Origin of the sequence: Actinomadura sp. NBRC 104425 (genome assembly GCF_030269545.1) — a bacterium.
Lineage (GTDB): Bacteria > Actinomycetota > Actinomycetes > Streptosporangiales > Streptosporangiaceae > Spirillospora > Spirillospora keratinilytica.
In genome coordinates this window covers 1-13492 of record NZ_BSTN01000002.1, presented here as the reverse complement: position 1 = coordinate 13492, position 13492 = coordinate 1, and the positions used below count along the sequence as shown (strand labels likewise).

Sequence of the window (13492 nt, the reverse complement as noted above, 5' to 3'; positions counted from 1 at the left end):
GCGGCACCATAAGGTCGTGGACGCCGAGCAGGTGACGATGTTGCGCGAGGTGCTCGCGGCGACGGGGTGGCTGGAGCGCACCGGCGAGCTCGGCCGGGCGCTGCGGGTGAGCGCGCGCACCCCGGGCGGGCTGCTGCTGGTGGGCACGCCCGGCGACGACCCCTGGCATCTGGCCGCCCACCTCGACGACGAGAGCAGGCTGAGCCGGCTGCCCGCCCTGTCGCCCACGCTGGTGCGCTGGTCGCCCCCGCCGGACGCGCCCCCGCACCTGCGGGTGGGGCTGGAGCGGCTGGAGGCGGCGCGGCGCGGTGAGACGCTGTTCGTGGTCGCCGAGCGGGACGCGCCGGCGCCGCTGCTGGAACGGGTCGACGACGCCCGCCGCACCGGCGCGACGATCCTGGCCCTGGAGGGCGGCGACCGGGAGCTGCGGGGTCTGGCGCACGAGGCCCTGACCGTCCCGCCGGGCGACGCGGCGCTGTCGTTCGACGGCGCGCAGCACCTGGTCAGCGCGGCGGCCGGGCAGGAGCCGGCGCCGCGCCCGGGCGGCCTCGGGCTGCGCCGCCGCCTGGCCCGCCTGCTGGAGGCGGTCAGCGGCCCGACCGTGGACTAGCCCGCCGCCTGCCGGTCAGTCTTCGTCGTCGTCCTGGCGGCGCCACGCCTCGTTGCGCTCGCGGGCCAGTTGGAGCGCACCGGCCGCCGCCGACTCGGAGGGGTAGGGCCCCATGCGGTCCTTGCCGGCGCAGCCGGGGCCGTGCTCGACCTTCAGATGCTTCAGGCAGAACCACCAGTCGCCGTCGTCGCTCATCGCGTCCCTCCGCTCCCGCACGGCCGATCACGCGCGCGCCCTGAAATCGTCCCCCGATCCGGGTTACTACACTCCCAGACATGACGACCCAACTCCTGCGACCCGGCCGTGTCTCGCCGATGCGCAAGGTCCCCGCACACATCCCGCGCCCGGAGTACGTGGGAAAGAAGCGCCCGAAGACCGGTGAACCCGACGTCAAGACGCCCGAGACGATCGAGAAGATGCGGGTGGCCGGGCGGATCGCGGCGCAGGCGCTGGAGGAGGTCGGCCGGCACGTCCGCCCCGGGATCACCACCGACGAGCTGGACCGCATCGGGCACGAGTTCCTGCTCGACCACGGCGCCTACCCCTCCACCCTGGGCTACCGCGGTTTCCCCAAGTCGCTGTGCACCTCGATCAACGAGGTGATCTGCCACGGCATCCCCGACGACACGGTGCTGCGCGACGGCGACATCATCAACATCGACATCACCGCCTACATCGACGGCGTGCACGGCGACACCGACGCCACCTACCTGTGCGGCGAGGTCGACGAGGAGTCGCGGCTGCTGGTGGAGCGCACCCGCGAGGCGATGATGCGCGGCATCCGCGCGGTCGCGCCGGGCCGGGCCATCAACGTGATCGGCCGGGTGATCGAGTCGTACGCCAAGCGGTTCGGGTACGGGGTGGTGCGCGACTTCACCGGGCACGGCATCGGCACCACGTTCCACTCCGGCCTGGTGATCCCGCACTACGACGACCCGGCGGCCACCACCGTGATGCAGCCGGGCATGACGTTCACCATCGAGCCGATGCTGACGCTGGGCACCTACGAGTACGACATCTGGAAAGACGGCTGGACGGTCGTCACCAAGGACCGCAAGCGCACCGCCCAGTTCGAGCACACCATCGTGGTGACCGAAGACGGCCACGAGATCCTGACCCTTCCCTGACCGTTCCGCACCCCTACCCCCGGGTAAGAAAAGGGACCGAGGGCCACACAAGCCGTCAACCGGCACAGGAGGGCAGCCCGATGAACGCCCCAGCGCCGTATCCGCCGCCCCGGGTCCCGTCCGACAGCATGCCGCCGGGCCGGGCCGCGCTGAGCGTGACGTGGGCGGCGCTGCCGTTCCTGAGCCTGGGCTACCTGACGCCGTTCACGTTCGCGGGGGCGGCGCTGTGGCGGCGCAGCACCCACCTGGTGGTGGCCGCCCTGGTGTACGCGGCCGTCTTCGTGGCGCAGGTGGCGCTCCTGGGCGACTCCGGGGAGGGGGGCTCCGCCCGGCTCCTGGGCGTGCTGACCTTCGTGCAGGCGATCGTGGGGTGCGGGCACGCGTTCCTGGTGCGCCGCCGGGTGTTCGACCCGCACGGGCTGTCGGGGGTCGACAACGAGGCCGCCATCGAGCGGGTGCGGCGCTCCCGGGCGCTGCGGCAGAAGGCCCGCGAGCTGGCCGCCAGCGACCCGGGCCTGGCCCGCGAGCTGCGCATCGGCCGCCCCGACCTGCCGCGCGAGTACAACGACGGCGGGCTGATCGACGTCAACCACGCCCCGGCGGAGGTGCTGACGCAGCTGCCCGGCGTCACCCCCCAGATGGCCGCGCGGATCGTCCAGGTGCGGGACGAGACCGGCGGGTTCATGTCCGCCGAGGAGCTGTCGGCGCTGGCCGGGCTGCCCCCGGCGCTCACCGCCGAGATGGCCGAGCACGCCGTGTTCATCCGGTGACCCCGCAGCGGCCGGCCCGCCGTCCGGTGAGGCCGGCCGCGGCGGGGTAGACCGTCCCGCATGGCGGCTGAGGACGACACGGCACGCGGCGGGGGCGCCGACCGGCTCGCCGAGTACCGGAGCAGGCGCGACCCCCGCAGGACCCCCGAGCCGGTGCCGGGGGACGGGCCGCTCCCCCGGGGCGACGACGACACCTTCGTCGTCCAGGAGCACCACGCGCGCAGCCTGCACTGGGACCTGCGCCTGGAACGCGGCGGCGTCCTGGTGTCGTGGGCGGTGCCCAAGGGCATTCCGGCCGACCCCGGCACCGACCGCCTGGCCGTGCACACCGAGGACCATCCGCTGGAGTACGCGGCCTTCCACGGACAGATCCCCGCAGGCGAGTACGGCGCCGGCACGATGACGATCTGGGACCGCGGCACGTACGAGACCGAGAAGTGGTCCGACCGCGAGGTCAAGGTGGTGCTGCACGGCGCGCGCGTGTCCGGCCGGTACGTGCTGTTCCGCACCCGCGGGAAGAACTGGATGATCCACCGGATGGACCCGCCCGCCGACCCCGGCGCCGAGCCGCTGCCGGAGTCGCTGCGGCCGATGCACGCCGCGGGCCGCGCCCGGCTGCCGCGCGACCAGGGCGCCTACGGCTTCGAGTTCGCCTGGGGCGGGCGGCGCCTGCTCGCCTACGTCGAGGGCGGCCGCACCCGCTTCACCGACGGGCGGGGCCGCGCGGTCGGCGGCCCGGCGGGCCTGGGCGGGCCGCTGGGCAGGGCGCTGGGCGCGCGTCCCGTCCTGCTCGACGGCGAGCTGGCGCCGCTGGAGGGCCGCGAGACCTACCTGATCTTCGACGTGCTGCACCTGGACGGGCGGCCGCTGCTGGACGAGCCGTACGAGCGGCGCCGCCGCACGCTCGACGGCCTGGGGCTGAACGGCCCGCGCTGGCAGACCGCCCCGTGGTTTGCCGGCGACGGCGACGCCGTGCTGGCCGCCGCCCGCGAGCAGGGCCTGCCGGGCGTGCTGGCCAAGCGCCTGGACGCCCCGTACCAGCCGGGCGGCCGGACCGGTGCCTGGCGGCTCATCCCCGCCCGCCGGCGGCGGTGAACCTTCCGGCCGAAGATCGCGTCGAAGCGGACGAGGGCCGGTCCCTCACCGCGCCGTCGGCGCGTCGCCGCCGTCGGCGCGCCGCGGCGGGCTAAAGTCCCGCCCGGGTGCGAATCGGGCGGAAGGGCGGGAGATCACGACATGATGGGGCAGACGCATGCCCTCTCCGGTGCGCTGGTGTGGCTGGGGGCGGTGCCCCTGCTCAGCCAGGAGCGGCTGCTCGGCGAGCACGCGATCACGCTGTCGCCCGCGCAGCTGCTGGCGGGCGCGGTGGTGTGCGCGGGCGCGGCGCTGCTGCCCGACATCGACCACCACAACGGCCGCATCGCCAACACCTACGGCCCCATCACCAAGGACATGTGCAAGTGGATCGGCAAGATCGCCGGCGGGCACCGGCAGGCCACCCACTCGATCGTGTTCGCCGTCCTGATGGGCCTGGCGATGGACCGGCTGGCCACCGACTTCGTATACGGCTGGTGGGCGGCGCTGTTCGTCATCGTCGGGTTCGGGCTGCGCGGCATCGGCCTGGACTTCGAGGGCCGCGAGCCGCAGTCCGCGCTGGCCGACTGCGCGGTCGCGGCGCTGGCCGTCTACCTCATGCACGACCTGGACATGAGCTTCGCCGGGTTCGCCGTGGCGCTGGGCTGCCTGGCGCACGTGGCGGGCGACTGCCTGACGCCGCGCGGCTGCCCGGTGTTCTGGCCGATGAGGTGGCGGGTGGAGATCCCGGTGATCCCGCGCACCGACGGCAAGGTGGAGCGCTGGGTGGTCATGCCGCTGCTGACGCTCGGCGTGGCGATCCTGACGATGCGGTCGGTGCTCGGCGAGATCACCACCCGCTGGCTCACCAAGGGCTGACGCCCGCGCACGGCCGCCGGCCCGGGCACCGCCGCCCCCAGCGGCTCCCGGCGCCGTCTAGAAGCGGGTGACGAGGGCGATGCGGTCGTGGTCGACGAGGAAGCCGTCGGAGACGAACGTGACCTCGCCCCCGTATTCGAGCGTGGTCTCGATGACGTTGTCGACCACGTCGTCCACGACGTCCGCGCCGCGCAGCACCCCGGGCACGCCCTCGAACGGCACCAGCTCCTCGCCGCTGCGCACCGCCGGGGCGTAGTAGCCGCGCTCGACGATCAGGTGCTCGCCGCGCCCCTCCTCGACCAGGCGCACCACCTCGTCCAGCCCGGCGGCGTAGCGGTGCAGGCGGCGCGCGGTCTCCAGCTCGGCCAGCACGGCAACCTCGCGCAGGTCCTCGTAGGCGTCCAGCACCGGGCGCGCCAGCCGCGCCAGCGTGCTCGGCGGCGTGGTCTCGTGGCTGCCGTCGATGCGGCCCGCCACCGTCACCCGCGTCCCGGCCAGCTCGTCGAACAGCGCCTGCCGGCGGACGACGCCCGCGACGACCACGGGACGGCGGTCGCGGACCAGCACGGCCTCCAGACGGGCCACGATCTCGCGCAGGTACTGGCGGTGGCGCTCGTCGCCGTCGTGCAGGCCGCGCGGCGACTGGCGCCCGACGCGCTCCTCGTCGACCGGCTCGGGCGTCGCCGGGAACCCGTGCCGGACGACCTCGGTCAGCTCGCCGCCGCGCCCGTCCCACAGCCGCGTCTCGTGGTCCGACAGCGCCAGCAGCCAGTACCGGGACGTGCGGGTGGAGGCGGCAATCAGATCGCGGGTGGCGAACGTGGTGTCGACGATCACGCGCTGGTCCACCGGCTGGTCGACGGCGAAGGCGTGGTGCTCGCCGCCCGGCGCCGCGAACAGCGCCAGGCCCTCGGCGTGGGCCGGGTCGGCCGCGGCGGCGGCGCGTTCCAGGTTGTGCATCACCTCGTCGGCGACGTCGGGATCGACCCGCGGGTCGGAGTGCAACCGCCGCCGCGCCTCGGCGAGCAGGTTGCGCAGGCGGATGGGGTCCTGGCGGCGGCGCGGCGCCCGGCGCTCGGTCGGCATCAGCACCGAGACGGCCGGGTAGGCACGCGGTTTGCGCAGTTCGGAGAGTGTGGCGGCGTCCATGTTCCCCCGATCGGATGTCCGTTTCTCTTTTCTAACGAAAGCCGAGTAAACGATGTGTAAGACCTTGTCGAGGATCGCCACCGGCCCGCGCCCGGCACGCCCGGGCCGCCCGCCGGTCCCGGGGTCGAAGCCCCGGGGGCGGGGACAATCGCGGGCATGAGGTTCCTCCGGACAGGGGCCCGGGCGGGCGCCGCCGTGCTGGCGGGCGCCCTGCTGCTGGGCGGATGCACGGGCGGCGACGACGGCTCCACCGAGGCGCGCCGTGCGGCGGACACGGCGGCCGTCGCGGTCGGGCCCGCGGCGTCGTCGCTGGAGCAGCAGTTCGAGAAGGTGGTCGCCAAGGTGCTCCCGTCGGTGGTGCAGATCCGCACCGACCAGAGCGTGGGCTCCGGCGTCGTGTTCGACGGCGACGGCGACATCGTCACCAACGCCCACGTCGTCGCGGGCGCGCAGAAGATCGAGGTGCTCCCGGCCAGCGGGAGCCGGCCGCTGCCCGCGACGCTGGTCGGCGAGTACGCCCCCGACGACCTGGCCGTGGTGCGGGTCCACGGCGCCGGGCTGCGGCCCGCCGCCTTCGGCGACTCCGCAAAGCTGCGGACGGGGCAGATCGTGCTGGCCATGGGCAACCCGCTGGGGCTGTCCGGCAGCGTCACCAACGGGATCGTCTCCGCGCTGGGCCGCACGGTGACCACCCGGCGCGAGGGCGCCTTCCCCGGCGCGACGATCGCCAACGCCATCCAGACCAGCGCGCCGATCAACCCCGGCAACAGCGGCGGCGCCCTGGTCACGCTGCACGGCGAGGTGATCGGCATCCCCACCGCCGCAGCGTCCGACCCGCGGATCGGCGGCACCGCCGTCGGCATCGGCTTCGCCACCCCGAGCGGCACGGTCCGCACGATCGTCCCGCAGCTGATCAAGGAGGGGCGGGTGCGCCGGTCGGGCCGGGCCGCGCTGGGCGTGTCGATCCAGACGGTCATCATCGACGACGACCCGCAGCAGACGGCCGTGGGCGTGGTGGAGGTGACGTCCGGCGGCCCGGCCGACAAGGCGGGCATCCGGCCGGGCGACCTGATCCGCGCGGTGAACGGCACGCCCACGCCCAACACCAGCGCGCTGGCCGAGGCGCTGGCCGGGCTGCGTCCGGGCGACACCGCCCAGGTGCAGATCACGACGGCGGAGGGCGTCGACCGCGCCGTCAAGGTGACGCTCGGGCAGCTCCCCTGACGGCCGCGGGGCGCTCATCGCGGGGCGGCGGTGGCGGCGCGCGGGCCGACCGCGCCCGCCGCCCCGGTGGTCGGCGCGGTCGGGATGGTGGCCATCGTCGTCCTCCCGTCGGTGCCGAAGGCCCGGTATGCGGGCCGCGCCGTCCGCCGCGAGCCGGGTCCCGCCGGGCCCGGGACCGCCGTCACCCGCCGTGCAGCACCAGCCGCGCCCGGGCGTAGTCGACGGTGATCACGCCGAAGCGGCGCAGCTCGTCCGAGCCGAGCAGGCCCGCCACCCGGTCGTCGCCGACGTCGGTGACGACCAGCGACCGGCCGCGCAGCGGCCGGTCGCCGACCCGCCAGTCGCGGACCCGCACCAGCGGTGCGACCATGCTGCCGCCGACGCCGCGCACGCGGGCGGTCTCCCCCGTGTCGGGCAGGCCGATCCGGTCCACCAGGCGGCGGTCCACCGAGGAGGAGGACGCGCCGGTGTCCAGGATGAAGTCGTAGGGGCCGTACCCGTTGACGGTGACGGGGACGAGCACGATGGTCGCGCCGTCCCGGGTGAGGATCCGCAGCGGCACGGTGGTGGCCTGCGGCGCGGGGCGGGCGGTGGGGCGCACGTCGCCCGGCGCCTGCGTGGACCGGGCCGCCGGGACGACCCGTGCGTTCTCCACGCACGCCGGCGCCCACGCGACCACCGCGCCCGCCATCACCGGCGCGACCACCGACGCGATCCGCCGCCTCCACATTCGCGCCCCCCCATCACCGACATCGGGGATGAGCGCGGCCATTCCCGGATAACCCACGATCTAACTTCTCCCAGGTCGGGCCCCGGCCGCCGGACCGGATCCGGCGCGGCCGCGCCCCGGTCCCCGCGTCACCCGAGCCGCTCGATCACCGGGGCGAAGGCGTCGACGAAGGGGGCGTGCACGGCGACGTAGGTGAAGCCGTAGCGCTCGCGGCGCTCCCGCAGCTGCTCGGCCATCTGCCCGACGGTGCCGAACAGCAGGAAGGGGCAGTCCAGCACCTGCTCGGGGGTGAGGTAGGGCATCCGCTCGGCGGCGAGGCGCTCGGCGAAGGCGCGCCGGTCCCGGGTGATCTCCACATGCTGGATCAGGACGTTCAGCTCCAGCTCGGCGAAGCGGTCGCCGGCCCGCTCCCGCACGAACCGCACGCGGTCGTCGGCCTGCTCGGCGCCGCCGAGCAGGAACGTGCCCGGCGGCCGCCCCGGCGCCTGGCGGACCCCGGCGATACCGACGATGTCGGCGTGGAGGGCGGCCTGCTCCAGGACGCGGTCGCCGGTGCCGCCGATCAGCAGCGGCGGGCCGGACCCACCGAAGCCGCTGTGCTGCACCGGCGCCGGCACCGACAGGCCGTGGGCCGCCTCGCGGTCGGCGCGTTCGGCGTAGCCGGGCTCGGCGAACAGGCCGCGCAGCTCCGCCACGAGGGCGGCCATGCGGTCCACCCGGGCGCCGAACGGCTCCCACGGGATGCCCGCGGCGTCGAACTCCCATTTCATGTGGCCCGCGCCGAGGCCCAGCTCGACCCGCCCGCCGGTGAGCCGGTCGGCCGTGGCGACCTCCCGCGCCAGCAGGTGGGCGTTCCAGAAGGCGGCGTTGAGCACCAGGGCGCCGACGCGCAGCCGCTCGGTGGCGTCCGCGGCGGCGACCATGGCGGGGAACGGCGCCGGGCCGCCGAGGTGGTCGGGCAGCAGGGCGATGTGGTACCCCTGCGCCTCGGCCCGGCGGCACCGCCGGACGAACGAGTCCCGGTCCGCCACGTCGAAGAAGTTGAACCCGAATCGGAAGCCGCGCATGGCCATCACTCCACCACACTCGGCCACGAAACGTACAGAACGTACGCTCATGGCCGAACGCGGAGGCCGTCCGCGCCCGGGGATCCGGCCGGGGCGGCGGCGCCCGGGCCGCCGTCACCCCGCGGAGCCGTCGCCCTCCCCCGCGCGGGTGAGGTCCGGGCCGTCGGCCTTCCCGGACGGGCGGGGCCGCCGGGCCTGCCGGTCGCGTTCGGCCAGCTTGGCGAGGCGGGCGTTGTAGGCGGCCAGTTCGTCGTCCTCGGCCGCCGCCTCGCCGCGCGCGGTGCGTTCGGCGGCGCGGTCGGCCCTGCGGTCCATCCGCCGGGCCTGCCGCTGGTCGTCGAAGAACCACTGGAACGCCAGGAACACCAGCACGATGAAGGTGGGGACCTCGCCGAAGCCCCAGGCGATGGCGCCGCCGGTGTGCTGGTCCTTCAGCAGCGAGGTGGCCCACGACGGGTAGACGGCGTTGTACCAGCCGCGCGCCAGCGGCTCGCTCAGGTTCATCAGCGCCAGGCCGAAGAACGCGTGGAACGGCATGGTGACGAACAGCAGCAGCAGGCGCCCCGGGTAGGGCAGCCGCCGGGGCGCCGGGTCGATGCCGATCAGCACCCAGAAGAACAGCGACCCGGCCGCCAGGAAGTGCACGGTCATCGCGATGTGCCCGAGGTGGTTGCGCATCGCGGACTGGAACAGCGGCGTGAAGTACAGCGCGAACGTGCTCGCCACGAAGTTCACGGTGGCGACGCCCGGGTGTGTGACGACGGCGATGTAGCGGCTGTGCAGCAGGGCCGTCAGCCACTCGCGCGGCCCCCGGTCGCCGCGCACGCGCGCGGGCCGCAGGGCGCGCAGCGCCAGCGTGACGGGCGCCGCGGCCACCAGGAAGATCGGCGTCAGCATGGACAGCACCATGTGCTCGGCCATGTGCACGCTGAACATCACCGGGGCGTACCGGGCGACGCCGGTCTGGGTGACGGCGACGATCGTGAGCAGCCCGAACAGCCACGAGACGGTGCGCAGGGCCGACCAGGAGTCGCCGCGGCGGCGCAGCCGCACCACCCCCGCCAGGTACAGGCCGCCGAGCACGACCACCAGCGCGGCGAAGAACAGGTCGAACGTCCACAGCGAGGCCAGCCGGCCGACGGTGATCGGCGGCGGGACCGGGAAGCCGAGCAGCACCTCGGCGGCCGACTGGTCGGTGGCCGGGGCGGGCGGCGCGGTGCGGGCCAGCGCCACGGCCAGGCCCATCGTGGCGGCCATGACGGCGACCTCGACGCCGGCCAGCCGGATCAGCGCCCCGGGCCTGCCGTCGGCGACGGCGGGGACGGTGCGGCCGCGGTGCCACCAGCCGAACCAGCCGAGCGCGGCGAACGCGATGATCTTGCCGAGGGCCAGCCGGCCGTAGTCGGTGGTCACCAGCTCGGCCGGGTCGGGCAGCCGGGCGATGACGTTCACCAGACCGCTGGCGCCGACGGCGACGTAGCACCACAGGGCCATGCGGCTGAACCGGTCGGCCATGACGTCCAGCCGCGCGCGCCGGGTCAGCCCGTGCGCGACCAGCATGGCCAGGCCGCCCACCCAGGGCGCGGCCGCGGCGACGTGCAGGGCGACGCCGGTGACGGCGACCGAGTGGTTGGCGGCCGAGGCGGAGTGGCCGGTCAGCGGGGGCGGCAGCAGCGCGATGCCGGCGACCGCCAGCAGGCCGACCGCAGCCGCCGGCGTGGTGGTGGTGCGGGCCAGCAGCGCGACCACCACCGCCAGCAGCACCACCAGCATGAGCGCGGTGCCCTGCGGCAGCTGCCCGACGTAGTTGCTCAGCTCGCTGCCGGTGAGGATCTGCCCGACCGGCTGGCCGAGCACGTCGGCGACGGTGAACACGAGCGTGGCCGCGGCGGCTGCGGCCCACGCGGCGGCCGCCCAGGACGCGGCGCGCAGGTAGTCGAGGGCGTCCCCCGACAGGCGCGGCACCTCCTTGCCCTTGCCGCCCTCCAGGGGCAGCAGCGCGACGGCGGTCAGCAGCGCGCCGACGGTCAGCGCCGCGCCGAGGTTCATCGCCAGCCGCGAGACGGGCAGGCCCCAGCGGGTCAGCGCGCCCGCGTCGGTCAGCCCGGGGATGACCTTCTCCGCGGCGGCCCCGCCGAGGATCAGGCCCGCCGCGAGGACGGCGAGGCCCGCGGCCAGCGCCACCGCGCCGACGCGCAGGACGGCCGCCGTGCCGGCGCCCGCCGGCGTCCCGGTGTCCTTGGTCGCCGTGTCCCTAGTCGCCACCGCCCACCGCTCCGTTGTCCCGGTTCTTCGCCGCCCCGCCGCGCTCTGGGTCCCGCAGGCCGCGCTCCGCCGCGCGCTTGGCGCGGAACACCATCGCCATGCCGATGCCGATCCCGACCACCAGCCCGATGAGGATCATGAGCCAGGGGATGCCGCCCTCCGCGCCGTCGTTCTGCGCGTGCGGGACCGCGCCGCGCCCGGGCGACGGGGCGTGGGCGGACGCGGGCGTCGCGAGCAGCCCCGCGAACGCCAATGCCAGGGCCGTGCCGGCGCCGAGCAGGCGGCGCGGCACGGGACGCAGCATGCCGATGTTCATAGGCGGCCGGGATTCTCCAGAGTCGGTACGGGGCCTGCATCAACCCTACTGAGGGTCTCCCGTGGCCGTGCCGGGGGTCAAAGCGCGGTGAGCACGTGGGTGCGGCCGTGCGCGGCGAACTCGGCGCGTAGTGCCGCGGCGTGCGCCCGTTCCAGGGGCCGGTAGGCCAGGTCGCGGCCGGGGCGCCACCAGACCGGGTCGCCGGTCTGCCAGTGCGCGCGGCGCAGCGGGCGTTTGTCGACCTTGCCGGTGGCGGTGAGCGGCATGGACCGCACCAGGCGGACGAACCGCGGCGCCCACTTGGCGCCCAGGTCGGGCTGCGCGGCCAGGAAGGCGGCGAACGCCCCGGGGTCGAACGGCCGGCCGTCCAGTTCCAGGGCCGCCATCACCTGGTCGCCGGTGCGGGGGTCGGGCACCGGGTAGACCGCGCACATCACGACCGGGTCCCAGCGGGACAGGATGCGCTCGACGGGCGCGGCGGCGAAGTTCTCGCTGTCCACGCGCAGCCGGTCGGTGCCGCGACCGGCGAAGTAGAAGAAGCCGGCGGCGTCGCGGTAGCCGAGGTCGCCGCTCCAGTAGGCTCCGCCGCGGACGCGTTCGGCGTCGGCGTCCGGGTCGTTGTAGTAGCCCTCGAACGCGGCTCCGGCGTCCAGCCCGACGATCTCGCCGATGGCCTCGTCGGGGTTGAGCAGCGCGCCGTCGGGGCCGAAGCGGGCGCGCGGGCATTCGGCGCCGGTGTCGGGGTCCAGGATCGCGACCTTGCGGCCGGTGTGGGGGACGCCGAGCGCGTCGGGCGGCGTGTCCGGGGTGCGGTGCAGGGAGATCGCGCCTTCGCTGGACCCGTACCCTTCGATGATGCGGCAGCCGAAGCGCTCGGCGAACCGGGCCATGTCCCGGGCGGACGCCTCGGTGCCGAACGCGGCCTGCAGCGTGTTGTCGGCGTCGTCGGGCCGCTCGGGGGTGGCGAGGACGTATGCCAGGGCGCGGCCGACGTAGTTGAAGTAGGTGACGCCGTAGCGGCGCACGTCGTCCAGGAACCCGGAGGCGGAGAAGCGGCGCCGCAGCGCGATCGTGGCGCCGGCGTGCGCGGCCATCGCCACGTTCGCCATGATCGCGTTGCCGTGGAACAGCGGCATCGCGCAGTAGGTGACCGAGTCGCGGCCCAGGCCCATCATGGCGGACCGGCGCGCGATGTCGGCCAGCCTGCCCTGGCTGCAGATCACCGCCTTGGGCCTGCCGGTGGAGCCGGACGTGAACAGCAGGAGGAGCCGGTCGCCCGGTGCCGCGTCCGCGGGGCCGGGGGCGCCGTCCGGGAGCGCGGCCGCGTAGGCGTCGTCGTCCACGCGGAGGGTCGGCCCGGCGAAATGGCCGTCCAGGAGGGGGGCGTGGGCGGAGTCGGTGACGATCAGGTCGCAGTCGGTGTGGCGGATGTCTGCGGCCAGTTCGGCGCCGCGCCGGGTGGGGTTGACGCCGACGAGCGTCGCGCCCGCCAGCGCGGCGGCGCCGAGCCAGAACACGTATTCGGGCACGTTGTCCAGCAGCACGCCCACATGGGGCGGGCGGTCGCCGGGGCCCGGGCGCAGCTCGCGCAGCATCCGCGCCCGGGCCCCGGCGGCGCGCACGGTCTCGGCCCAGGTGTAGGTCTCGTCCTCGAAGCGCAGGCCGGCGTGGTGGTCGCCGGCGCGGTCCAGCAGCAGTTGCGCGAACGTCGCCTTCGCCACGTCGCGAGCGTGTCACCCAAGCGTCCGCTTGGTCAAGACCGCGGTCTCACCCGCAGTCGCAGTCGCAGCAGTCGCAGCAGTCGCAGCAGCCGTCGCAACCGCAGTCGCAGTCGTCGCAGTGCCGCGTGCACCAGCAGCGCTCGGAGCAGTCCTTGCCGTGGTACTCGCTCCACTCGGGCTGGAAGACGCCGCAGGTGACGCAGACGAGCGTTCCGGTGAAGCACGGGATCGGGAACCCGGGGCGCTTGGGGCGTCCCTTGCCGAACATGCCGCCGAACATGTCGCCGCCGAAGTTTCCGCCGCCCCCGCCGATCGGCGGGTAGTCGCCGCCGCCGTGTCCGCCGCGACCGCCGCCGCGACCGCCGTGGGGCGGTGGGGGCGGGTAGTCGCCCTGCGGCGGATAGGGACCTTGCGGCGGATACGGGCCCTGCGGGCCGTACCCGCCCGGCGGATAGGCGTTGAAGACGCGGTCGATCGAGCGGCGGACCTCCCGGTCGAGCAGGGCGCGCGCCAGACGGCGGTCTTCCATCCGCACGTCGGCCAGTGCCAGCCGCAGCCCG

13 protein-coding genes and 1 pseudogene are annotated in these 13492 nt (G+C 75.1%); 6 read left to right on the top strand and 8 right to left on the bottom strand.

Annotated features, from left to right (window positions below):
- Positions 1–16 precede the first annotated feature (16 nt).
- Positions 17–610, top strand: a complete 594-nt coding sequence (locus tag QSK22_RS03175; protein ID WP_285492409.1) for a hypothetical protein — start codon at positions 17–19, stop codon at positions 608–610.
- A gap of 15 nt (positions 611–625) precedes the next feature.
- Here the strand turns inward: QSK22_RS03175 and QSK22_RS03170 are convergent, their stop codons facing one another.
- A complete protein-coding gene (locus tag QSK22_RS03170) occupies positions 626–805 on the bottom strand; it encodes a hypothetical protein (RefSeq protein ID WP_285492408.1) in 180 nt (59 codons plus the stop codon).
- A gap of 80 nt (positions 806–885) precedes the next feature.
- Between QSK22_RS03170 and map the strand changes: the two genes are divergently transcribed.
- The 4 genes from map (at position 886) to QSK22_RS03150 (ending at position 4460) form a co-directional block, all read left to right on the top strand.
- Positions 886–1737 carry a type I methionyl aminopeptidase gene (map, locus tag QSK22_RS03165; RefSeq protein WP_285492407.1) on the top strand — a complete coding sequence of 284 codons (852 nt, stop codon included), beginning with the start codon at positions 886–888 and terminating at the stop codon, positions 1735–1737.
- Positions 1738–1817: 80 nt separating this feature from the next.
- Complete coding sequence (locus tag QSK22_RS03160) at positions 1818–2507, top strand: ComEA family DNA-binding protein (RefSeq protein WP_285492406.1); 690 nt, start codon at positions 1818–1820, stop codon at positions 2505–2507.
- A 60-nt stretch (positions 2508–2567) separates the two neighbouring features.
- A complete protein-coding gene (locus tag QSK22_RS03155; protein WP_285492405.1) occupies positions 2568–3602 on the top strand; it encodes a DNA polymerase ligase N-terminal domain-containing protein in 1035 nt (344 codons plus the stop codon).
- A gap of 141 nt (positions 3603–3743) precedes the next feature.
- Positions 3744–4460, top strand: coding sequence for a metal-dependent hydrolase (locus tag QSK22_RS03150; protein WP_285492404.1), 717 nt, complete (start codon positions 3744–3746; stop codon positions 4458–4460).
- 57 nt (positions 4461–4517) lie between these two features.
- Here the strand turns inward: QSK22_RS03150 and QSK22_RS03145 are convergent, their stop codons facing one another.
- Entirely contained in the window at positions 4518–5609 is a 1092-nt protein-coding gene (locus tag QSK22_RS03145) for a baeRF3 domain-containing protein (RefSeq protein WP_285492403.1), read from the bottom strand.
- Between the two features lie 156 nt (positions 5610–5765).
- Between QSK22_RS03145 and QSK22_RS03140 the strand changes: the two genes are divergently transcribed.
- Positions 5766–6833 carry a S1C family serine protease gene (locus QSK22_RS03140; protein WP_285492402.1) on the top strand — a complete coding sequence of 356 codons (1068 nt, stop codon included), beginning with the start codon at positions 5766–5768 and terminating at the stop codon, positions 6831–6833.
- Between the two features lie 181 nt (positions 6834–7014).
- Here the strand turns inward: QSK22_RS03140 and QSK22_RS03135 are convergent, their stop codons facing one another.
- From QSK22_RS03135 to QSK22_RS03110, 6 genes and pseudogenes are all read right to left on the bottom strand, one after another.
- Entirely contained in the window at positions 7015–7563 is a 549-nt protein-coding gene (locus QSK22_RS03135; RefSeq protein ID WP_285492401.1) for a retropepsin-like aspartic protease, read from the bottom strand.
- A 128-nt stretch (positions 7564–7691) separates the two neighbouring features.
- Entirely contained in the window at positions 7692–8630 is a 939-nt protein-coding gene (locus QSK22_RS03130) for a TIGR03621 family F420-dependent LLM class oxidoreductase (protein ID WP_285492400.1), read from the bottom strand.
- 114 nt (positions 8631–8744) lie between these two features.
- Positions 8745–10895 (bottom strand): bifunctional copper resistance protein CopD/cytochrome c oxidase assembly protein, encoded by a 2151-nt coding sequence (locus tag QSK22_RS03125; RefSeq protein WP_285492399.1) that lies wholly within the window; start codon positions 10893–10895, stop codon positions 8745–8747.
- Positions 10885–11199: a hypothetical protein gene (locus tag QSK22_RS03120; RefSeq protein ID WP_285492398.1), complete on the bottom strand. Its 315-nt coding sequence runs from the start codon at positions 11197–11199 to the stop codon at positions 10885–10887. The genes QSK22_RS03125 and QSK22_RS03120 overlap by 11 nt, the downstream gene beginning before the upstream one ends.
- 89 nt (positions 11200–11288) lie before the next feature.
- Positions 11289–12932 (bottom strand): AMP-binding protein, encoded by a 1644-nt coding sequence (locus QSK22_RS03115; protein WP_285492397.1) that lies wholly within the window; start codon positions 12930–12932, stop codon positions 11289–11291.
- Between the two features lie 46 nt (positions 12933–12978).
- Positions 12979–13492 (bottom strand): annotated as a pseudogene (locus QSK22_RS03110) (hypothetical protein); the annotation flags it as partial.

Excerpts from the sequence above, each read along its gene's own strand:
- QSK22_RS03170 (WP_285492408.1), bottom strand. The coding sequence starts at position 805 with ATGAGCGACGACGGCGACTGGTGGTTCTGCCTGAAGCATCTGAAGGTC.
- map (WP_285492407.1), top strand. The coding sequence starts at position 886 with ATGACGACCCAACTCCTGCGACCCGGCCGTGTCTCGCCGATGCGCAAG.
- QSK22_RS03160 (WP_285492406.1), top strand. The coding sequence starts at position 1,818 with ATGAACGCCCCAGCGCCGTATCCGCCGCCCCGGGTCCCGTCCGACAGC.
- QSK22_RS03155 (WP_285492405.1), top strand. The coding sequence starts at position 2,568 with ATGGCGGCTGAGGACGACACGGCACGCGGCGGGGGCGCCGACCGGCTC.
- QSK22_RS03150 (WP_285492404.1), top strand. The coding sequence starts at position 3,744 with ATGATGGGGCAGACGCATGCCCTCTCCGGTGCGCTGGTGTGGCTGGGG.
- QSK22_RS03145 (WP_285492403.1), bottom strand. The coding sequence starts at position 5,609 with ATGGACGCCGCCACACTCTCCGAACTGCGCAAACCGCGTGCCTACCCG.
- QSK22_RS03140 (WP_285492402.1), top strand. The coding sequence starts at position 5,766 with ATGAGGTTCCTCCGGACAGGGGCCCGGGCGGGCGCCGCCGTGCTGGCG.
- QSK22_RS03135 (WP_285492401.1), bottom strand. The coding sequence starts at position 7,563 with ATGTGGAGGCGGCGGATCGCGTCGGTGGTCGCGCCGGTGATGGCGGGC.
- QSK22_RS03130 (WP_285492400.1), bottom strand. The coding sequence starts at position 8,630 with ATGCGCGGCTTCCGATTCGGGTTCAACTTCTTCGACGTGGCGGACCGG.
- QSK22_RS03120 (WP_285492398.1), bottom strand. The coding sequence starts at position 11,199 with ATGCTGCGTCCCGTGCCGCGCCGCCTGCTCGGCGCCGGCACGGCCCTG.